The 22,438-nt window shown below is 39.2% G+C and carries 13 protein-coding genes and 2 pseudogenes; 1 reads left to right on the top strand and 14 read right to left on the bottom strand.

The window, feature by feature from the left end; all coding sequences use genetic code 11:
* Positions 1–52: 52 nt before the first annotated feature.
* A pseudogene (locus RCP16_RS06010) lies at positions 53–1,440 on the bottom strand (glycoside-pentoside-hexuronide (GPH):cation symporter).
* A 261-nt stretch (positions 1,441–1,701) separates the two neighbouring features.
* Between RCP16_RS06010 and RCP16_RS06005 the strand changes: the two are divergent.
* Positions 1,702–2,655 carry an AraC family transcriptional regulator gene (locus tag RCP16_RS06005; RefSeq protein WP_308641883.1) on the top strand — a complete coding sequence of 318 codons (954 nt, stop codon included), beginning with the start codon at positions 1,702–1,704 and terminating at the stop codon, positions 2,653–2,655.
* 105 nt (positions 2,656–2,760) lie between these two features.
* Here RCP16_RS06005 and RCP16_RS06000 read toward each other — a convergent pair whose 3' ends face one another.
* From RCP16_RS06000 to mutS, 13 genes and pseudogenes are all read right to left on the bottom strand, one after another.
* Positions 2,761–4,872, bottom strand: coding sequence for a CBM35 domain-containing protein (locus RCP16_RS06000; protein ID WP_308641882.1), 2,112 nt, complete (start codon positions 4,870–4,872; stop codon positions 2,761–2,763).
* Between the two features lie 344 nt (positions 4,873–5,216).
* The gene (locus RCP16_RS05995; protein WP_308641881.1) at positions 5,217–6,680 is read right to left on the bottom strand and encodes an NUDIX domain-containing protein; all 1,464 of its coding nucleotides are present in this window, start codon (positions 6,678–6,680) and stop codon (positions 5,217–5,219) included.
* Between the two features lie 136 nt (positions 6,681–6,816).
* Positions 6,817–8,154, bottom strand: coding sequence for a type I glutamate--ammonia ligase (glnA, locus tag RCP16_RS05990; protein WP_069326003.1), 1,338 nt, complete (start codon positions 8,152–8,154; stop codon positions 6,817–6,819).
* A gap of 24 nt (positions 8,155–8,178) precedes the next feature.
* Entirely contained in the window at positions 8,179–8,592 is a 414-nt protein-coding gene (locus RCP16_RS05985) for a MerR family transcriptional regulator (protein WP_017812459.1), read from the bottom strand.
* Between the two features lie 208 nt (positions 8,593–8,800).
* Positions 8,801–10,053, bottom strand: a pseudogene (locus tag RCP16_RS05980) (methionine gamma-lyase family protein).
* Positions 10,054–10,261: 208 nt separating this feature from the next.
* Positions 10,262–11,548 (bottom strand): GTPase HflX, encoded by a 1,287-nt coding sequence (gene hflX / locus RCP16_RS05975; RefSeq protein WP_137221520.1) that lies wholly within the window; start codon positions 11,546–11,548, stop codon positions 10,262–10,264.
* A gap of 100 nt (positions 11,549–11,648) precedes the next feature.
* Complete coding sequence (locus RCP16_RS05970) at positions 11,649–12,197, bottom strand: ribonuclease FAU-1 family protein (protein ID WP_069326045.1); 549 nt, start codon at positions 12,195–12,197, stop codon at positions 11,649–11,651.
* A 105-nt stretch (positions 12,198–12,302) separates the two neighbouring features.
* Entirely contained in the window at positions 12,303–14,930 is a 2,628-nt protein-coding gene (locus RCP16_RS05965; protein WP_308641880.1) for a PBP1A family penicillin-binding protein, read from the bottom strand.
* 183 nt (positions 14,931–15,113) lie between these two features.
* Positions 15,114–15,353: an RNA chaperone Hfq gene (gene hfq / locus RCP16_RS05960; protein WP_069326007.1), complete on the bottom strand. Its 240-nt coding sequence runs from the start codon at positions 15,351–15,353 to the stop codon at positions 15,114–15,116.
* Between the two features lie 85 nt (positions 15,354–15,438).
* Entirely contained in the window at positions 15,439–16,416 is a 978-nt protein-coding gene (miaA, locus tag RCP16_RS05955; protein ID WP_069326008.1) for a tRNA (adenosine(37)-N6)-dimethylallyltransferase MiaA, read from the bottom strand.
* A complete protein-coding gene (locus RCP16_RS05950) occupies positions 16,413–17,186 on the bottom strand; it encodes a class I SAM-dependent methyltransferase (RefSeq protein WP_308641879.1) in 774 nt (257 codons plus the stop codon). The genes miaA and RCP16_RS05950 overlap by 4 nt, the downstream gene beginning before the upstream one ends.
* Before the next feature lie 167 nt (positions 17,187–17,353).
* Positions 17,354–19,507, bottom strand: coding sequence for a DNA mismatch repair endonuclease MutL (gene mutL, locus RCP16_RS05945; protein ID WP_308641878.1), 2,154 nt, complete (start codon positions 19,505–19,507; stop codon positions 17,354–17,356).
* Positions 19,508–19,562: 55 nt separating this feature from the next.
* The gene (gene mutS / locus RCP16_RS05940) at positions 19,563–22,352 is read right to left on the bottom strand and encodes a DNA mismatch repair protein MutS (RefSeq protein WP_308641877.1); all 2,790 of its coding nucleotides are present in this window, start codon (positions 22,350–22,352) and stop codon (positions 19,563–19,565) included.
* Positions 22,353–22,438 lie beyond the last annotated feature (86 nt).

Genomic DNA, 22,438 nt, shown 5'->3' with positions numbered 1-22,438 from the left:
CCTCTCATGTTGTACATCATTGATAGTGATCGACCTATCCATCATTTTGTATTTACGTATTAGTATGATGTTCTTTAATTAATAATTGTCTGCGGATATAACCTTCATTTTTTTCAAAACGTCTATAAAATAACATTGGAATAATTCCTAAAGCAAACACGATAGCGGGTAACCAGATAAAGACGAACTGAATACCGGATAATGATTGTGTACTTTGAGCCACATTCGGGACATATCCAAACGAGGACATAAATTGTGTAGGAATAAATCCACCTAGCCCTGAGCCAGCTTTGATACAAAAAGCACTACCTATCGCTGTCAATATGCCACTTCCACGTAGACCTGATTTCCACTCGCCATAATCTACTGTGTCTGACAACATAGCAAACGGCATAGAACAAGCAATTCCTGATCCTATACAAGCTACAATCCAGCCTACAATCAATATGCTAATATGATCCCCTGCAAAAAAGAGAACCACTTGTCCGCAGACTGCTAATATAAATCCAAAAATCATCGTTGAATATTTATTCGAAACCTTTACAATAAACGGAATCATAATCATACCAATCACTTGAATAATCGAAATTCCGTTGATTAAAGGAACCAACTCTTTATGACCAATATTGTATTCAAAATAATAAACCAGTGTAGATGTACGAATCGTTAATGCAATCCAGAACAATAGATTAGCAATCACTAAAATAATCCATGGCCAGTTGCCTTTCATTGCTTTAAAGCTTGATTTGAAAGGGATCGTTTTGATTTTTTCTGTATTGATTTCTTTGAGATCTGCAAAAGCGATCAAAAACATAATAATAGAAACGATTCCAAATACACACAGCGTCCAAAAAAGCCTTTCTGATCATTGCCTGCTCCGAAAAAAGCCACTAACGGTAAAGTAAATGTTACGGCTGCAAAGTTACCTACATTTCCGCCCACCATTCGAAACGAATTCAAAACAACTCGTTCATCTGGATTTCTACTTAAGTTAGGTAAAATAGAAGTGATCGGCGTTGAAATTCCGGTATAGGCTATCCCTGCTAAAATATAAGTGACTGCCGCATAGATCACTTTCGATGTTCCATCCAGATTAGGCGTTGTAAACGTCAATATGGTAAAAACAGCAAATGGGAAACATAACCACAAAAAGTAAGGTCGACTTTGTCCATATTTGGATTTTGTTCGGTCTACGATAATGCCCCAAAGCGGAGCATCTACCGCATCGACTAGCCGAGTAACTAATAATAATGTTCCTGCTATGCCTACAGATAAACCAAACACATCGGTATAGAAATAAAGTAAGTAGGCACCTATAATGCTGTACAACAAATTACCGCCTGTATCTGTGAGCGCATAACTGATTCTACGATGAAAAGGAACTTTATCATCTAGAAGAGTAGACTGATGCTCTGGCGAAGATTGGGAAGTAGATTCCATAATATAGCCTCCTGAGTCAAATCAAATAATAACGATTTCCTTCTCTAATAGTAAGCGCTTACGTATGTAAGATAAACTTATGATTTCGTAGGAAAGGTATCTATTTCCGACTTCATATTATATTTAAAAAATTAGGTATTTGTATACATAGTTGTGCTATACTACCCTCAAAGTACAAATTATTTAGCAAATACATGATATAGGTATACAAATCCGACTTTTAATATCCAAAACTGACTTTTGAATAAGGAGTGTTTACATATGTTAGTAAAACCGATCTCCAAAATAAACATTGAACGGCCGCTTGCTTATTTTAAATGTGGGCAGTTTGTAAGCGATGAAGGTTGGAAACATAAACGCATGAAGCTAGAAAAAGATTATGAAGTGATTATTGGCTTAAAAGAAGTGATCTACCTTCAAGTAGGAGACACACAGTATGAAATCAAGCACGGCGATGTACTGCTTATTAAGCCTGACGTGGAATACTTTGGTTATAAAGCTTCCAAAGCAGGGGCTAGCTTCTTCTGGCTACACTTCTTCCCTCGTGATCTAACTCAAACAGAATCAGGCGATGAATTTATCAGTCATCTATTTAGTACCCTACTGACAGAACAGAAAAATGAGATTAATCGTTATGTATGCTTACCTGATTTCTTCTCACTACCGTATCTCGATAAACCTATTATCTTGATGAAGCAGATTTTGGATACGTCTAATACTTCTTACTACAGCACGTACGCAGTAGATTATCTAGTAACTGAACTGATGATTGAACTGACTGACAAGTACTTGCAACCTCTTATTCATAATGAGCTTCTACACAAAGAATACAATCAGAAATTTATGCAGATTTTAGAATGGATTCGAGTCAATATTTATCATGATCTCACTGTACAGAAAGTAGCAGATACATTTTGTTTTAACGCCGATCATTTAACTCGTTTATTTAAGAAAAATCTAGGAATGAGTACGATCCGTTATATTAATACACTCAAGTTAAGTCTGGTCAAAGAGTTATTATGCACCAGCAATGCGTCGATCAAAGAGATTGCGTATCAATTGCATTTTCGGGATGAAAAGTACTTGATGAAGTTGTTTAAAAATTATGTTGGGATGACGCCTACTCAGTTCCGTGACACTTATACCAATACCTACATGAATACTGTAACCGTAGACCCTGATATTCCTATTCCAAAGCATCTTTTAACAGAATAAATATAACTTATAGAAAAAATAAATATAACTTACAGACAAAAACGTGCTCACCCTTATTCTACATTCGAATATGGGAAGCACGTTTTTTATCAATGTAAGATTAGACTATTTAACTTCAATATAATCCAGTTCTGCATATCCTGTACCTTTATTGAATGCAATCGTATTTTCGCCTTGTTTCAACGTTACAGGAACAGTGATAATTTTGCGTGTTCCTATATTCGGAATATTAGCGATCCATCCTCCTGTTTTTGGATACGTAATGGTAGTGGATGCTTGATTATTTACAGATATATTTTGCGTAGAATCGCCTGTTGTTCCATTACCATAACCTACTTCCATCTTATACGTTCCACCTTTTGGAGCATATACAGAGAAAGTCACCGAACTATTTGGATTATCTATATTTCCTACAAACTGGCGATTAGAAGCAAAGGAACTTCTTGCCACTCTAGCATCATTGATTTTGGCATCTTCTGCTTCTACTCTTACTTTAAAATCGCCTACAGGCTGTAATTGAATATAATCTAGCTCCGCAGAACCTACTGTGCCTTTATTGAGTTTCAATACATTACTTCCTGCTTGCAAAGAAACTTGAGTCTGAGCTGTATTACTATTTCCTTCAGATAACCAACCACCTGTTGTTGGATATTGAACAGTTGTGTTCGCTTGATTATTTACAGTTAATTGCTGCGTGGATACAGCTTGAGTTCCGTTGGCATACCCAATATTCAGGCGATAATTACCTGCTGTAGGAACATTTACTTTAAATTGAACATAGCTATCCGGGTTGTCTATTTGACCTACATATTTGCTATCTGAAGCATTAATATTATTAAATACATTGGCTCCATGAACATCTGCATTTTCAGCTTCATATCGGCTAATAGAAGATTGATTTCCTGGAGTAATCACCAATCGATAAGCAGAAGATTCTTTCAAATTGCTTACGGGTACCGAGATCTGACCATTTTTGATCGTAAAGTTACCTTCAAATTCATTTGTTGGTTGACTTACTGCGGTATCTACTCCATACCAAGGTGTACTTTCTACTTTGACATGAGCTGTACCTGAGAAGTAAGGGAGCGCTTGGAATCCTTTAACAACTACATTACGATTGCCATTTCCCCCACCCAATACTACATCTGCTTCTTGCTTCGTATGATCTACACTGGCAATACCATCCAAATCTAAAGCTGTTGGATTAGCAGGTGTAGTCATCGCCATCTGACCAGACATATCACCATACCATTTATACATCCACCATGCTCCATTGGCAGCACCTGTATCTGTAATTAGGTTACTGAGACGACCTGGACGGAACCAAAATGCAATATTAGCTGTATCTACATCAGAACGTTCAAATTCAGCGATATACCGCAACATATTGCCTGGAACTGCTTGTTCTGAAACTACGCCATATTCATTAATGCTGATCGGCACATGCTTAATCCCTAGCTCTGTTTCCAAAGCACGATAAGCTTTCATATGATTCGAAATATACTGTGGTGCAGGTCCATCTAGATATTCGCCTTCAGGTGCTCCCAATTCATGCCAGGATATAATATCTGGTAATACATTGTTATCTCGTGCATAAGTTAAAAAGTCTCTCAGCCAACTTTCATTATAATTAGTAATACTTGGCCCTATAATTTTGGTGTTTTTGTCTTTAGCTTTGACGCGTAGATATGTTTTTTTCCAACCTTCATTAAATGATCCTGCGGCTGCTGTATTCCATGTTCCATCTGGTTCATTCCATAATTCATAGCCGTATATGTTCTTCGCACCTGACTTCAATCTAGCATCTACGATACTATCTACTTTCTTATACCAATCGTCCCAACCTACCCATTTATAAGGGAAATTCGGATAAATATCTGGCATTCGTATCGTCACTTGTGCTCCATTCCGTTCAGCGATTGGAGCGACTTTTAAGGCATCACCGATAGGTGTTGTTTCTCCATTCGGCAATTGTCCTCCATTTGGAGCCATTTGTGTAAACATTTTAGGCTTTGTGGGAGCAATAAGATGATCAGCCGGTCTACCTTCTTCTGCTAATCCATACAATGAACCCGAAGCCACATGGGTCACCGGTCTATATTGATTAGCCAAATCTACGGTAAATGATGCAGGTACAGCAGCAGTAGCTGGCGCAGGGGTAACAGGAAAAACAGTAAGTAATAATGCTCCACTCAATAAAACAGCTAACTTTTTCAAATGTCATCACCTTTTCTAGTTGTATTTTGAAATCTAGTCATTAAATAGAGCGCTTTCAAAATACGGTGGCCACCGTGGTATCCTTTTGATACAAGTTATAACTTATACTCTAAGGTTATTGGTTTTCCACAAATGAGTAAACTCAAAAAAACGTAGGAAGAGTGTCAATTACCGACTTGTTGAGTGAGGTGCACTAACATATATAAAAAGCAAAAACCCTTGAATATATCAACAAGGGTTTCATATTATATAACTAAATTAATATTTTCATGATCGAATAACAATCTTCACATAAAATCATTCAATTTAAAATTTCAATAGTTATTTACTCATTATAACTCTATTTAAAATAAATAATTTAGTTGATTCAAAGAATTTTGAAGTTTTATATCTGCTGGTGCAAAATTATATATTGGTAAATCTGATAAACTAATCCACTTATACTCACTATGATCAATAAGATTAATATTTCCATCTATCCATTTACACCAATAAGCTTTGAGCCTTATACTTCCTTCTGAATAAGTATAAATACTATCATCATAATGCTGAATAACTTTAATTTTCATACTGAGTTCTTCAGAGATTTCTCTTTCTAAACATTCCTCTAAAGTCTCTCCTTGTTCTAATTTCCCACCTGGAAATTCCCAAAGACCTTCTTGACTTCTTCCTGGGCCTCTACACGTAATTAAAATTTTACCTTCATGAACGATTAACGCAGCAGTCACTATTTTAACAGGTATACCTAAGTGGGCTTCTCTATGGCAATTTGGACAAACAGCAATAGCATTTTCTAATGTATCTTCGCCGCCATCAGCCAAGGGAATGATATGATGAACTTCCAAATATGCTGTATTATTGCTCGCTCTAATGAAAGGTGCTTTTTGAAGACAGTTCTCGCAAATACCATTAGCTCTTCTTAATACTTCTACAATAACATCAGCATTTCTTTTAAAAGCTTTTGTTACAACTGAAAAACTTTCCGGTATTTTAATGGCATTAGCTAAACGTATTTTACGTTCAACACTATCTGTATTTATAGAATACTCAACTCCAAGTTGAGTTTCTCTAATATATTCTGCATCTGTTATAAGGTTCTGTATCTCTAAAGAACTAATTTTATTTAAAATAAACCACATAGATCCATTTGCTAAATCACTATCATGACTTTCATATTCATATATACCATTTAAATTTAAGATCGTTCCTTCTTTTATAAAGACATAAATTGGTATATTACTAGCTTTGGAATTCAGAATTGCAGAATTATATACATATTTTTCACTAAACTTTCCACTTCTACTATAGAAATAATATTTCAACTTTTCATCTTTAATAATCCACTCATTTGAATAGTTTCCATTTAACAAAGTAGCTTTGATAAAAATGGCTTCTGGATTGCCATTTTTTCCAACCAAATAAATACCTGATCGATTATCATATGTTTTTGAAAAAATAGATATATCCCAAGATGTATAATCATTTCCAATTATAAAATCATTTAAAACAGTAGTATCTTCTAGATCATTCTCGAAAAGACTATAAAATTCAGGGTATATACTTTCATATGTTTCTAAACCTAGTTCATTAAATCTTTCATATAATTTAGATTCTGGAGTCTGTAAAACAGGTATATTCTTAAACCGCTTTAAGTAATTATGTAAATCTCCAACCTTCTTCATATTTTTAATAATTGATTCAGAACTTTTAATTTTATCTTTAAATTCCTTTTCTAGATCTTTATGTTGATAAGCAGGAATATCGACATTATTTAATACAAAATTAATAGCTTGATTGATTTTTGACATATACAACACTCCAAAATAATAAGATATTTTCCAATATAATAATTAGTTTAATATTCATTTATGATTTTGTATATCTACTTGAACTTATTATCAAAAAAAAGCCCTTAACGCTTAGAGCGCCAAGGGCTTACTTATCTTAATACATCGTCAAGTATTGGTCACGTTCCCATTGGTGAACCTGTGTTCTGTACATATCCCATTCAATTTCTTTTAATTCATAGAAATGAGCAAGAGCATGTTCGCCTAGTGCAGAGACAACGATCTCGTCACGTAATAATTCGTGTAACGCTTCTTTCAAGTCGCCTGGAAGACTAGGAATACCTTCGTCAATACGCTCGTCTTCAGACATTACATAGATATTACGATCTACTGGCTTCGGCAAGTTCAACTTGCGCTCAATACCATCAAGACCTGCTTTCAACATTACCGCTAATACTAGGTAAGGGTTAGCTGTTGGATCTGGATTACGTACTTCGATACGTGTGCTTAGACCGCGTGAAGCCGGGATACGGATCATTGGGCTACGGTTACTTGCTGACCAAGCTACATAGCAAGGTGCTTCATAACCAGGCACAAGACGTTTGTAAGAGTTAACTGTAGGATTCGTGATCGCTGCCATAGAACGAGCATGCTTCAGAATACCTGCCATGTAATAACGTGCAGTTTGGCTTAAGCCCAACTCATCACTTTCTTCATAAAAGGCATTAACATCACCTTGGAACAACGATTGGTGACAGTGCATACCTGATCCATTCATACCAAACAAAGGCTTAGGCATAAATGTAGCATGTAGTCCATGTTGACGAGCGATCGTTTTAACAACTAATTTGAACGTTTGAATTTGATCTGCTGCTTGAAGAGCATTGGTATATTTGAAATCAATCTCATGCTGTCCTGGAGCTACTTCATGATGAGATGCTTCAACTTCAAAGCCCATTTCTTCAAGAGTAATAACGATCTCACGACGGCAGTTTTCTCCTAGATCCATTGGAGCCAAGTCAAAATATCCACCTTGGTCATTCAATTCGTCTGTAGGATTACCATTCGCATCGGTACGGAACAAGAAAAATTCAGGTTCTGGTCCAACGTTCATTGCTGTAAAACCAAGTGCATCTGCTTCTTTTAGATTGCGTTTCAAAATACCACGCGGATCTCCTGCGAATGGTGTACCATCTGGCATGTATACATCACAAATCAGACGAGCTACACGATTTTCAGTCACCCAAGGGAAAATAACCCAAGTGTCTAGATCAGGATACAGATACATATCTGATTCTTCAATACGTACATAACCTTCGATGGAAGAACCATCAAACATCATTTTGTTATCCAATGCTTTTTCCAATTGACTCACTGGAATTTCCACGTTTTTGATTGTGCCCATCAAATCGGTGAATTGCAGACGGATAAATCGTACATTTTCCTCTTTCGCTATGCGCGAAATGTCTTCTCTTGTATAACTTTTGTAACTCACGCTACCCTCTCCTCTTTACGCTATTTATTTTTTGTTAAAGAATCGGGATAATTCCCCTTGGATAAGCGATACTTGTCCCGGGCGTTTGCCTGTGACAAGCTGCTGCTTAAGCATACGATGAAGTTGGGAATCTGACAATTCCCTACGACGTTCTTCTGTATCTGCTGTGATCACAGTTGCTTCTTCCGATTCTTTCGATACCGGATTCATCACTTGCTTGATCCCAGCGATATTCACGCCTTTTTCAATTAAAGCTTTAATTTCAAGTAACCGTTCTACATCGTTAAAAGAAAATAAACGCTGATTACCTGAAGTACGTGCAGGTACGATCAAATTATGCTGTTCATAATAGCGAATCTGTCTTGCCGACAAATCCGTCAATTTCATAACAATCCCTATAGGGAACAGCGCCATATTTCTCCGAATTTCATCACCCATATATTCATCAACCTTCCACTAATCTATTCACTATTCTGTTACCTATTGTACATATCCTGATATAAAGCGTCAATAACATGTTAACTTAACTTACAATAATTTTATAAAACACTAACATCTCCATGATAATAGCACTTTGCAGACACTATATTTTACAAACTTCTTGAATAACATGTCTCTTTTTTACATGGTATCAATATAAGTTGTTTTATAATAATCCACGCTCATGCATTGTCTGTAACGCCATAAGTACCCCTAGCTTCACATGAGAAAAGGTCAATCCACCTTGCATATATCCGATATAAGGAGCACGAATTGGAGCATCTGCTGACAATTCTAGACTCCCCCTTGAATAAAGGTTCCTGCCGCCATAATAACGGGATGATCGTATCCTGGCATATCCCACGGTTCCGGCACGACATGACTATCTACAGCTGCTGCACGTTGAATCCCTTGTACAAAAGCGATCAATTGATGTTCGTCTTTAAAAGAAACGGCTTGAATAAGATCGGTACGTTTCTCTTGCCATGCAGGTTTGCTGTTAAAGCCAGCCAATTCAAACATCGCTGCGGCATAGATACTCCCTTTAACGGCTTGCCCTACAATCGTAGGCGCCATATACAATCCCTGATATATACTGCGAGTCGTACCCAGCATTGCGCCTACTTCGCCGCCAATACCGGGTGCAGTCAGACGATAAGCTGCCAGATCAACATACTTTTGCTTGCCACAGATATAACCACCTGTTTCAGCTAAGCCACCACCTGGATTTTTGATCAACGAACCTGCCATGAGATCGACTCCAACATCAGTCGGTTCACGAGTCTCTGTAAATTCACCATAACAGTTATCTACAAAAATAACGGCTTGCGGACAAATCTTACGAATCTGAACAACCATATCTGCAATCTCTTCTATAGTAAAAGAAGCACGCCAATCGTAGCCACGTGAGCGCTGAATCCCAATCATTTTGGTTTTATTATGCACCAGTGATTGAACGGTGTCCCAATCCACTTGTCCTGATTCATCCAATGCTGCTTCTTGATAAGTAATTCCAAAATCAGCTAAAGACCCTGTACCATCTCCCGGCTTGCCAATGACTTTATGTAACGTATCATAAGGTCTACCTGTAATGTAAAGTAGTTCATCGCCCGGACGTAAAATACCGAACATTGCTGTAGCTATCGTATGCGTTCCAGAAGCAAAATGAGGTCTAACTAAAGCAGCTTCACTACCAAATACTTCAGCATACACACTTTCTAGAACTTCCCTACCTCTATCATTGTACGCATAGCCTGTCGAACCTGCAAAGTGATAATCACTAACCCGATATTTTTGAAAAGCTTCTATAACTTTCCATTGGTTGGCATCTACGATATGATCTACCGCTTGGATCGCCGATCCAATCATTTGTTGTGCTTGTTCTGACCACGCTTGAATCTGTGTATCAAAAACTGCCATACGTTGTCTCTCCCCATAGTGATAGCCCGCCGTATTAAGCGCTGGCGGGCTTCCACAAATTCATATCTAATTATTCATAATGATATCAAAGCTCACTTTATATTCAATATCAACAATATTAGTGTTTAAAATATAAACTTTCGCGCTTCATATTTTACACGTAACGGTAGGATGAAGGGAAGTCTATTATATAATTGTCGTAATTTTGTCACTTTATTTCATATTCTTGTAAGCGATAACCGTACTTTTCATAATCAGCAGCATTGATTTCTACTTTGATGATGGCTTCATTTTCTTCATACTCTTGTTCCAATACACTACTGAATTGGTAGAGCTGTGAAATAAGATCACCACGATCTGCCGGAATACGATACGTTTTGATGCCACCAGCTAATTGATCTTGGATGATGTTCAAAATACGCTCCAAATCACTTTCTTTATAAGCACTAATCCGCATATGAGTTTCATCGTCTGGTAACATTTCTAACTGTTCCGGTGTACACAGATCCGTTTTATTATATAAAACAACTTGCTGCTTATCACTTGAACCTAATTCTTGTAGCAGATCATCGACTACTTTCATCTGCTCATCTCGCATATCAGAAGAAGCATCAACCACATGTAAGATGAGGTCTGCTTCATTCACCTCTTCTAACGTTGCTCGGAAAGCTGCTATAAGATTATGAGGCAAGTTTTGAATAAAACCGACGGTGTCTGTTAACACTACTGTTTTACCGCCTGGAAGGTCTAGATTGCGTGATGTTGGATCGAGTGTAGCAAATAACTGATCTTGAACATATATATCTGCACCGGTTAACTGCTTGAGTAGTGTAGACTTCCCTGTATTGGTATAACCTACTAATGCAACTTGTACAGCACCCGCTTTTTTACGACGTTCACGATACAATGTACGATGACGTGTTACTTCTTCAAGTTGATGCTTCAAGTCGGTAATGCGTGTACGAATATGACGCCGATCTGTCTCTAGTTTGGTCTCACCTGGACCTCTTGCCCCGATACCCCCACCTAGACGGGATAAGTTACTACCCTGTCCAGACAAACGAGGTAATAAGTAACTATGCTGGGCAAGTTCCACTTGAATAATCCCTTCACGTGTTTTGGCACGTTGCGCAAAAATATCCAAAATCAACTGTGTACGGTCAATAATTTTAGCATCTAAAGCAGCTTCTAGATTACGTACTTGAGCACCTGATAATTCCTGATCAAAAATAACACTATTTCCGCCTAAAGAATCCATCAAAATACGAATTTCTTCTACTTTACCTTTACCGATAAACCATCTAAAATCAGGTTTCTCTTTATTCTGAATCACTTGTTCTAGCACTTCGACTCCTGCTGTCTTAGCAAGACTAACTAGCTCTTGCATAGAACCATCTGCATTAACACCTGCACGCTTATCATTCTGTGTCACTAAGCTTACGAGAACAGCTCTCGGTTGAATCTCTATTTCTACACCATGGGTTTCATTTTTCATTTGTATATCCCGCTCCTTGTAATCTTACCTACTTCTTGCTTGTATCGTGAAGTCTTATACTTGTCATGTTAACATACTTCTCACACTTTTTGATATTGAATCATGAATTACTATCTTTACCAAATAAACTTTGGCGGTGTTTAATCGATAATGTGAATAATGGAAAAGCATGAGCATCAATTTGTACCAGTAACTTTTGCGCGGTATGCTGTGCTAATTCATAATCTTGGTCTGTAATGATCTGTCTACGCAGAGCATCATCTAACTCATCTTCATCGAGTAAAAAGACTTGTCCATCTTTCATAACGACGATATCTAGATAAAGATCATCAAACCATGGTACGCCTTGATCGGTTAATCCTTGTGTTTTACAAATATCAATATACCACTCTATAATTTCACGTTTATCATCAAACATTGCAGTGACTACATAGTTCGCATGTTCTGGATAATACTGCATCCACGAATAACCTGCTGCTGCAATACAGAATCGCCGTCCTCCATATATTTTATATAAAGGTTCACGTAAACGATTCATACGGTAGAGAGTGACATACCCTGTAAATAAACTATTGTTTACATAGCGTCTTGAATAATTACGTTGAATTACTCTACGCCAGTTCGCTCGATCCGCAAATTTACGTTTCATGGAAGTATCCCTTTCCCAACAAAGTAACTTCAGAATAGCATATTTGCGCCATGCACTCAAAAAAAAGCCTCCAATGAATCACTGGAGGCTTTTTTGAGCGCCTATTTACGGTGTAGTAGGTGGCGTTGTTGTCTGTGGTGCAGTTGTTGTACCTTCGGTTGTTCCTGCTGCTGGATCTGTTGTTGTTCCCGGTGTTGTTGGTTCAGGAGTGGTTGGCGTTGTTGCTCCATTTTGTCCACTATTTGTACCACTATCTGGTGGTGTTGTCCCCGTATCAGGTGGAACAGTGCCTTGATCTGTATTCGGATCTGTAGGTGTTGTTCCTGTTCCTTGGTCAGTTCCTGTCCCTGTATCGGTACCCGGTACTTCTTCCCCTGTTGGTGGAGTTGTCGGTTCACCTTCTGGTGGAACCACACCATCCTCAGAATTTTCTTCCGGCTCTACAGGAGTCTCTGTAGCTTCATCGACTGTAATCTGAACCGTATCTGAAGCATCAGATTGCGATCCATCTTTCATCGTTGCTGTTACATAATACTCGTAAGTCTGTCCAGGTGCTGCTGCGCTATCTTGTGCAGAAGTGTCGCTTAACCCACTAGATATCGCAGTAAATTGACCATCTGTACTACCTTTACGATAAACCGTATATGAACTTGCATTTGCTAAAGCTTTCCAGGATAAAGCTACCACTTGATTGTCTTTATCGTAAGAAGCAGACATGCCTGTTACCGCAGATACTTCCGGTTCCGGTTCTTCCTCTACCGGCTGTTCTACAGGAGCACTTGGTGTAGGAGCTTCAAACTGTTGGACAGGATATCCTTCAAGCGAAGGTCCCATTACAGCTGCAAACATAGCTGCTGCCATACCACTACTTTGATTCAACAAATGCGTACGGTCTGGCTTGTCATAACCCATCCATACCGCTGCTGTCCATTCTTTAGTGTATCCTACAAACCAAGCATCGCGGTTCGCACTGCTTCTGAACCCATCAATACCATGCTGAGTTGTACCGGTTTTACCTGCTACAGGACGGTTAATTTGAGCACGTTTACCTGTACCATCATTAACAACATCTTGCAACATTTGAGTCATTTCATTCGCTGTCTGCTTGCTCATCACTTGAGAAGAATCAGCTTTGTTTTTATAAATTTCATCGCCGCCACTATCGACTATACTTTTCACAGCGTACGCAGGAGTGTATGTTCCTCCGTCTGCAAATGTACGATAAGCTTGAGCCATTTCTAACGTATTCGTTCCTGTACTTAGTCCACCTAATGCCAGTGCTAAGTTACGATCCTGATCGGTTAACGAGAATCCAACCGATTTGGCAAAAGAGAGCCCTTTATCGATACCGATCTGATTCAGTGTCCATACTGCAGGGATATTAATCGAATCTTGAATCGCTTCATCCATCGTTACTGTAGATGTGTATCCATGTAAGTTGGTTGGGCAATAATTGCCAAAACACTGCTTTTCATTACTAAGCAATGAATTCGGTGTAAATGTACCCGATTCTAGCGCAGGAGCATACGAAATAATCGGCTTGAATGCCGAACCCGGCTGTCTACGGCTAGTAACACGACTGAAGTTACCTGTATTGTAGTTACGTCCACCTAATAAAGCGACAATACCTGCGGTATCGTTATTGACGATAACCATCGATCCTTGTACAGGTACATCATCTGCACTTTTTTCGAAGAGCTCGTTATTTTTGAAAGAGGTCTCCAAGTTCTGTTGAGCTTTAGCATCCATCGTCGTGTAGATTTTATATCCACCACGGTTCAGATCATCCGATGTTAAGCCTGTTACATCTTCTGCTTCTTGCATCGCATATTCAATAAATGCTTCATAATTTTTGTCTTTATCTTTGTTTTGAGAATTGTACGCATAATCTACTGCTGCGGCTTCTTTGGCTTCAGCTTGCGTAATATACCCTTGATCTGCCATCAATTGAAGTACCACTCCACGACGTTCCTTGGATAGATCAGGATTCGATTGTGGGTTGTAACGTGATGGAGCTTTAGGTAAACCTGCCAGCGTAGCAATCTGCCACACTTTTAATTTGTTCAGATCGGTCACACCAAAATAAGTCTCTGATGCTTCTTTGATCCCATACGCACCTTTACCAAAGAATATACGATTAAGATACGTTGTAATAATTTCTTCTTTAGTCATTTTGCGCTCAATCGCTAAAGCAATCGATAATTCAGTTGCTTTACGGAAAAACGTTTTGTCATCATTCAAAAATACGTTTTTAGCTAATTGCTGTGTAATCGTACTTCCGCCTTCTACAGCAGAGCGTGCCACGATATCACGAACAGCTGCACGACCAATTGACCAGATGTCTACACCCTGATGTTCAAAAAAGCGACGATCTTCTGTTGCTACAAAAGCATCCACAAGCAACTTCGGAATTTCATCGTATTTTACAGGGTCCCCTGTCCTTACAGAACGTTCTTGAATCAATGTGCCGTTACGATCAAAGATTTGTGTAGGGCCGTTTATAGCCAATTTATTGATGTTTTGTTGATAGATTTTTTCGCCACTCACCATAATAAACATATAACCGGCTAGTGCACAAAATACGCCTAAAGCAGCGACAATAAACAATGTCCAAAAGACACGTTTACCTGTTATTTTCTTCTTTTTCTTTTTGGGTGTTGGCTTGGACTGTCCCGGTCTTGTTCTTGTTTCCGGCTTACTTTTGTCACTGCGGGATAGCTGCTGTCTTGGCATTTTTCGTTCTGACTCCCTTTCAGTAAAACAATTTGCATCATTTATCAATCAAATGATTTGAAATATAGATGGCTTGCTGTGGTGTCTAACCTTAGAAAGAAAAGAACAACCTATAGAACAGGTTGTCCGATTCTTTGTCCTATAGTTAGACGATGTTTGAGCATAAAAAGTTTCATTTAAATGTTAGTTATCGCTTTGATTATCCGGCATTAGGGATACGTTACGTGATGGTGTAAATGTAGATACAGCATGTTTATAAATCATTTGCTGACGTCCATCGCTATCTACCATAATGGTAAAGTTATCAAAAGCTTTGATCGTACCACGAATTTGAAAACCATTGACCAGATAAACAGTCACTGGAATATTTTCCTTACGCAATTGATTTAGAAACGTATCTTGAATATTAATAGACTTATTCATTAGCCGTACCCCCAAGTGATTATTAATTCAGCATTGATAAATGCTCAATTCATGTAAGAATGTAATCTCAGTGTAATCAATGATATTAGGTTGTTGATGTATATTCCATATCCGCAGGGAATGTTCCTGCTATGATATTCTGAACTTCACGGGTGTGTTCGTCGCTTCTGTCCACATCGCTAACATCAACCCAATGAATATTATTCATATGACGGAACCAGGAAAGCTGTCTTTTTGCAAAACGGCGTGTATCCCGTTTGAGCAGTACCACTGCTTCTTGAAGCGATACATGACCTGCAAGATGAGCAGCAATCTCTTTGTATCCTAGCCCCTGCATTGCGACCATTCCGGGGGTATACCCTTGATTCAAAAGGTTTCTTACCTCTTCAACCAGCCCTTCTTCTAGCATCTGGTCTATACGGGCTTCAATACGTTTATATAGCATTTCCCTATCCATTGTCAAACCTACAAAGCATAACTCATAAGGAGATTGCTTATTTTGTCCGGATAATTGATCGGAAAGTTTGACTCCTGTCATATGATACACTTCCAGAGCGCGAATAACACGTCTTTGGTCGTTGGGATGCAATCGTTTGGCAGAAGGAGGATCAATCTCTGCTAGACGGTCATGGAGCGCTTGAGCACCATGTTCTTCAGCATACGCCGCTTGTTCTTGACGGAATGCTTCATCTGCGCCATTTTCACTAAATTCAAATTCAAAACACACAGACTCGATATACAATCCTGTTCCTCCCACGATAAAAGGAAGATTTCCGCGGGCTGTAATTTCTGGAATCAATTTTCGGCAACGTTGCTGAAATTCTGCTACTGAAAATGATTCTTGTGGATCATGAATATTAATTAAATGGTGAGGAATACCTTGCATTTCTTCCGGTTTGATTTTGGCTGTCCCAATATCCATACCACGGTAGACCTGCATGGAATCACCTGAAATAATTTCACAGCCAAATAATTTGGCAATTTCTATACTGATTCCAGTTTTGCCAACAGCTGTTGGACCCATTAGGACCAGTAACCTTGGCTTTTTAACCGCTTGGGTCATGGATAAATCACTCCGTATTCAATTTTTGATGTTTTGCGTTGTATTCGTTTAAATCCAAGTCGTTCATATTCCGGACTATCCCATTTTTCTTTAAGCAAAACCGATTTACGAGCAACACGAATCGCTTGTTGAACGGCTTCTTCACTCAGCGCATTATTGTTGGAAAATCCTCTTAAAGGTGCAATCGCAGCTGACTGCTGAACTGCTTCACGAAACATAGGATCAAAATAGATCACATCTACACTTTTGTCAGGTTGCTCTCTCAGATACGTTAGATGATCTTGCGGAATCACTTCGATTCTACGCATGGCTTCATTCACAGGTTCTAACGCTGTGACATGACTACGCAATCCTTCGGTTAACAATGCTGCAAGAGGTAACGAGCTTTCTAATGATACTACTTTGCCTTTCTCACCTGCATACATGGAAAAGACAAGTGAATCGGAACCCAATCCAGCCGTACAATCGATCACCTGATCTCCAGGCTCAATCAGCGAGTGAGTGATCATAGGATCTGCTTCTCCTTTAAGCAATCGTTTCGCTCTGACATAAGCCATACTGGGGTGAAACTGCATAATAGGTTCCCCTGGACGCATAATTCTCACTTCTTGCTCGACCAGTACAATAAATTCAGTCTCCTTGTACTTAGCCGCAAGCTTGGGAATAGAATGTCCAGCTCGTTCAATATAAGGAACAGCGAATTCTGCTGCCAGCTGTTTGGCACGCTGGATCGTATAGTTTGCAGCATCATCGCCAGTTGTAATCATCATTCGGTTATTCTCCATTCTAGTGCTTCCCTATAAAGCGCGACTTCTTCTAGATAAATAGAAGAATGATTTTGCGAAGCAAAATATCTTACACTAACATACATACTCTATCTATTATTTGGGATAGAGGTATTTCTAGTTATTGTATGCCATAATACCATAACTCTGTGTTACATCACACGTTTGAACATTTTTTCCAAGTCATACGATGAAAAAGAAACAACGATAGGACGCCCGTGTGGACAGGTATACGGCTGACGACATGTAGCCAGACGATCCAATAACGATTGTGCTTCTGCTTCCGTTAGTTTCTGATTGGCTTTGATCGAAGCTTTGCATGAACAGAGGGTAGAAGCTTGCTCTCGTAACTTCGCTAGATCAATCGCTCGTTCACTAAGCACCCATTCTGCCATTTCTTCAATCACTTGTTGCTCTTCGCCTTTTGGTAACCAATAAGGATACGCAGTTACACGAAAAGTCTGACCCCCAAAATGCTCTAAATAGACGCCTACCCGTTCAAACCAGTGTAACCGATCTTTAAGCTTGTTCGCTTCTGCTAACGTAAATTCAAGTGTAATCGGTAATAGTAATTCTTGCGATACTTCTTCAGGACGACCGAATTTCTCATAATAAAATTCATAATTAATCCGTTCATGTGCCGCATGCTGATCAATTAGAAATAATCCTTCATCATTTTGTGCAACCAGATAAGTACCATGATGCTGACCAATCAAGTTCATATCTGGAAATTGAGGAATCTCTGGTTCTTCAGCAGTGCCATACAGCATTTCAGCATTAAATAAACGTTGATTAGTATTGTTATAGTTGCCTCGTTGCTGTGGCAATCTTGAAGACGAACCAGAAGTATTTTTAGATGGTGCCGCAGTACTTTTAGCATATTGAGCAGTCTGACTTTGTTCCTGAATTTGTGGAGCCGATTCAGCATGTACCGGAGCTGTATAAGCAGGTAATGGATGAGACGGCTGAACAGGATCAGACTGAACATCTTTAGGCTGCGTTATAGAGTCATTAGGACTCGCTGGTACTTTTTGCGCTTCTGTTACAGGTGATGTGATAGGTTGTTCCTTTTTCTTATACGTTATCTGTTGTTCATTTGAAACAGCAGGTAAATGAGTTGTCGATTCTGGTGGCAAATCTGCATCGGTAAATGGCGGAATATACGGTGCATCCAGATCGCCTAATTCAGTTGAAAGTTGATTGGTTTTTTCCGGTTCAAGATATTCTACAGGTGCTTTGCTGAAATTAAATTGCTCTTGAATAATCGATTCACTATTACCACGCTTAATCGTCTGCTTGGTCGCATGTGGAATCAATATTTCTTTACGCAACGTCTGCCGAATCGCTTCTTCGACAAACAACATTAATTCCGCTTCTTTACTAAAACGCACTTCCATTTTGGAAGGATGCACATTCACATCTACTAATGAAGGATGCATCGTCAATTGTAACACTGCTAAGGGATAACGATTGATAGGTAGCAATGTATGATAAGCACGCAAGATAGCTTGATTGACGGCATAATTACGAATATAACGACCATTTACTACAATCGACATTGCATTACGACTTGATTTAGCAATTTCAGGTCGCCCAATATATCCGCCAATCTGATAATCCAGATTTTCACCTTCTAATGGCAAAACCATTTTGGCGGCTGAAGTCCCATAGACTGCCGCAATCACCTGAAGCATATCGCCTGTTCCGGGCGTCTGAAGCAACAGATTGCCATTGTGCCGAAACGTAAACGCAATCTCAGGATGAGCTAAAGACATCCGGTACATTACATCTGAGATATGTCCAAGTTCTGTCTGAACAGTTTTCATATATTTTAATCGTGCTGGCGTATTATAAAATAACGAATTCACACGAAAATCAGTTCCACGTGGCGCAGCTTCGTCTTCGTTGACTTTAAGTGTCCCACCTTCAATCAATAGACGTCTGCCTGCACCATCATCTGTAGCGCTTGATAACAATTCGACTTTGGATACAGCAGCAATACTCGGTAAAGCTTCACCACGGAAGCCTAGACTTGTGATTTGATAGAGATCACGATCATCAACAAGTTTACTTGTAGCATGGCGGTAAAAAGCCGTCTCACAGTCGTCTGCGGCGATCCCTTGCCCGTTATCTTGTACACGAATATATTCAAGTCCACCTTCACCAATATGCACATCGATCCGACTAGACTGAGCATCTATTGCATTTTCAACCAACTCTTTAACCACTGAAGCTGGACGTTCGACCACTTCACCTGCCGCAATCTGGTTAGCGATATGTTCATCCAATACACGTATTTGACCCATATTTATTTCCTCCTTCCATATTCCATTTCTTATCCATTATCGTTACTCCATTACATTAATAGGTTGCTTTCACTTTGAGATCATTTAGCAATTGCATCGCTTGTAAAGGTGTCATATTCATAATGTCTGTATTTTGAATCAACTCAACGATTTGTTTGGCTACAGGGTCTTCTTTGATTATCGTCTGAGTCGTTTCTTCTTCATCTCCAAAAATAGACATCTGTACAACATCTTGTGCTTTATTTTTAGAGGTAGGCTTAGTATATTGATCTTCTATTTGTTGCATATCTATTGCAGTAAATGAAGTATCTGGCGAAAGCACAGCACTCTTTTCAGCAATAGGAGAAGATGACTCTTTATAGTTAGACGAGTAATGAGACGTCGTCTGATGCTGTTCCGTATGTGCAGGTCTAGTTGCTGATGATATAGTCGATTGATCGGCTACAACTGTGCTACTTGCTTGTTCCATCCGACTCAGTATGCCATTGGCGCGATCAATAATACTTTCCGGCAAACCTGCTAATTGCGCACAATAAATACCATAACTGGTACTTGCTGCACCTGGAACAAGTTTACGTAGAAAATGAACTTTATCTCCGCTTTCTTTCACTGCCATCGAGAAGTTTTGCAAATGTTCTAACGTTTCTTCTAGATGCGCTAATTCATGAAAATGAGTAGATACCAGCGCTTTACATCCAATCTCATGATGTACATATTCAATCACCGCTTGTGCAATCGACATACCTTCACTGGTCGATGTTCCTCGACCTAATTCATCAATAATAATCAGACTTCGTGGTGTCGCTCGTTCTGTCATCACTTGAATATCAGCCATTTCGACCATAAATGTACTTTGTCCACCGATCAGATCATCTGCGGCTCCAATACGGGTGAAAATACGATCGATCATCGGAATTTCAGCATGTTGCGCCGGTACAAAACATCCGATTTGTGCCATAATTGATACCAAAGCCACTTGACGCATATACGTACTTTTGCCCGCCATATTAGGACCTGTTATCAGTAAAATGTTCGCTTTGTCTTCTGTAATTTCGGTGCTATTTGATATAAAAGAAGTATTATTCATCACTGCTTCTACAACAGGATGGCGACCTTCTTTCACAATCAGATCATATCGATCCGTTAATACAGGTTTGACAAAGGCACGTTCTGCACTAATCGCTGCAAAAGACTGATAAACGTCAATCTCTGCTACTTTTTCAGCTAACTGTTTTAACCGTGGAATCTCGTTAGCTACTTGAGTTCGCAGATCCGCAAATAATTCATATTCAATATCAACCATTTTTTCTTGAGCTTCCAGAATCAATGCTTCTTTGGCTTTTAATTCAGGGGTAACATAACGTTCTGCATTGGCTAATGTCTGTTTGCGCTCGTATCTGCCTTCTGGTAAAGCATTTAAGTTAGAGCGTGTCACTTCTATATAATAACCGAAAATTTTGTTATACCCGATTTTGAGCGATTTGATGCCTGTTGCTAATCGTTCTGCTGCTTCAAGCTCAGCGATCCAACGCTTGCCATTTACACTAGCTTCGCGCAATTCATCCAGATGAGCATGATACCCTTCTCGAATCAAGCCTCCATCTTTAACTGATACAGGAGGATCGTCTACGATCGCTGTACTGATTGCATCCGTTAAGTCTGTACATTCATCCATCAATTGCGAGATTTGTTGAAGCGTCGAAGAAGAAGAATCGGTACATTGACGACGCAATTCAGGAATCTGAGCCAGTGAATCACGTAACGCTAACATATCGCGTCCATTGGCTGTTCCAAAAGCGATTCGTCCTACTAACCGTTCCAGATCATAAATACCTTTAAGCTGAGATCGCAAGTCTTCACGCAAAATTAATCCATGATGAAGCTTCTCTACTGCTTCTAAGCGCTCTTCGACTAATTTCCGGGATAACAATGGCTTATCGATCCAACGACGAAGCAGTCGCCCACCCATCGGTGTCTCTGTACGATCAAGTAACCAGAGCAAAGAACCTTTACGAGAACGTTCACGAACCGTCTCGATCAACTCTAAATTACGACGTGTAAATGGATCAAGAATCATATAATGTTCAGGTTCATAGGCACTGATATGTGTTAGCTGTCCTAATGAACGTTTTTGCGTTTCACTCAAGTACCCAATCAGAATCGAAATACATAATTGGCGCTCTTCATCCAACCTTGCCCATGCTGCTTCTCCAAATTGACGACGTGCTAATTCCTCACGTGCTTTGTCCCAAGGGGTATAGAGTACTTTGCGCCCTAACTGAAGTGCTTGGCGGTATGGCTCATCTATAAGATCAATTTGTCCAATAATTTCAGATGGTTCATATAGACCTAATTCATCACGTAGCCATTGCTGCGAGGACAATGCTGAAGTCACATGCAGTTCGCCTGTAGACAAATCGCAAGCTGCTAACGCCATTTTGCCTTCGCGCTCTGTCAGACAGATCATATAGTTGTTCGCTTTATCGGTTAAGCCTTTGCTTTCCATCATCGTACCCGGTGTCACGACACGAATAATTTCACGTTTCACAATGCCTTTGCTTGCTCCTGCTTCTTCTACTTGTTCACAGATCGCGACTTTGTATCCTTTTTCGATTAAACGATGAATATAATTTTCTGCGGAATGATAAGGAACACCGCACATGGGAATGCGTTCAGGTGCACCTGCGGCTTTGCCAGTAAGTGTAATTTCTAATTCTTTAGATGCTAAAATTGCATCATCAAAAAACAGTTCGTAAAAATCCCCCAATCGGAAAAATAAAAAAGCATCTTGTGCTTGTTCTTTTATTTTGAGATACTGCATCATCATCGGTGTATACGTAGTCATGTTTCCCCTCCAAAAAAGCATTCCAGAATATCGTTAAGCATAGATGTAACATGCTTGTTTTTTATCGAAATATTATCGTACTCATA

Origin of the sequence: Paenibacillus nuruki (assembly GCF_963311185.1) — a bacterium.
Taxonomy (GTDB): Bacteria; Bacillota; Bacilli; order Paenibacillales; family Paenibacillaceae; genus Saccharibacillus; species Saccharibacillus nuruki.
The sequence above is the reverse complement of the archived record's forward strand: the minus strand, read 5'-3'. Positions and strand labels throughout refer to the sequence as shown.

What these genes read in the sequence shown, in the direction of transcription:
- RCP16_RS05985 (WP_017812459.1), bottom strand. Translation starts at nt 8,592, where the DNA reads ATGGGTGATGAAATTCGGAGAAATATGGCGCTGTTCCCTATAGGGATT.
- RCP16_RS05965 (WP_308641880.1), bottom strand. Translation starts at nt 14,930, where the DNA reads ATGCCAAGACAGCAGCTATCCCGCAGTGACAAAAGTAAGCCGGAAACA.
- RCP16_RS06005 (WP_308641883.1), top strand. Translation starts at nt 1,702, where the DNA reads ATGTTAGTAAAACCGATCTCCAAAATAAACATTGAACGGCCGCTTGCT.
- hflX (WP_137221520.1), bottom strand. Translation starts at nt 11,548, where the DNA reads ATGAAAAATGAAACCCATGGTGTAGAAATAGAGATTCAACCGAGAGCT.
- miaA (WP_069326008.1), bottom strand. Translation starts at nt 16,416, where the DNA reads ATGACCCAAGCGGTTAAAAAGCCAAGGTTACTGGTCCTAATGGGTCCA.
- RCP16_RS05970 (WP_069326045.1), bottom strand. Translation starts at nt 12,197, where the DNA reads ATGAAACGTAAATTTGCGGATCGAGCGAACTGGCGTAGAGTAATTCAA.
- RCP16_RS05995 (WP_308641881.1), bottom strand. Translation starts at nt 6,680, where the DNA reads ATGTCAAAAATCAATCAAGCTATTAATTTTGTATTAAATAATGTCGAT.
- mutL (WP_308641878.1), bottom strand. Translation starts at nt 19,507, where the DNA reads ATGGGTCAAATACGTGTATTGGATGAACATATCGCTAACCAGATTGCG.
- RCP16_RS05950 (WP_308641879.1), bottom strand. Translation starts at nt 17,186, where the DNA reads ATGATGATTACAACTGGCGATGATGCTGCAAACTATACGATCCAGCGT.
- mutS (WP_308641877.1), bottom strand. Translation starts at nt 22,352, where the DNA reads ATGACTACGTATACACCGATGATGATGCAGTATCTCAAAATAAAAGAA.
- hfq (WP_069326007.1), bottom strand. Translation starts at nt 15,353, where the DNA reads ATGAATAAGTCTATTAATATTCAAGATACGTTTCTAAATCAATTGCGT.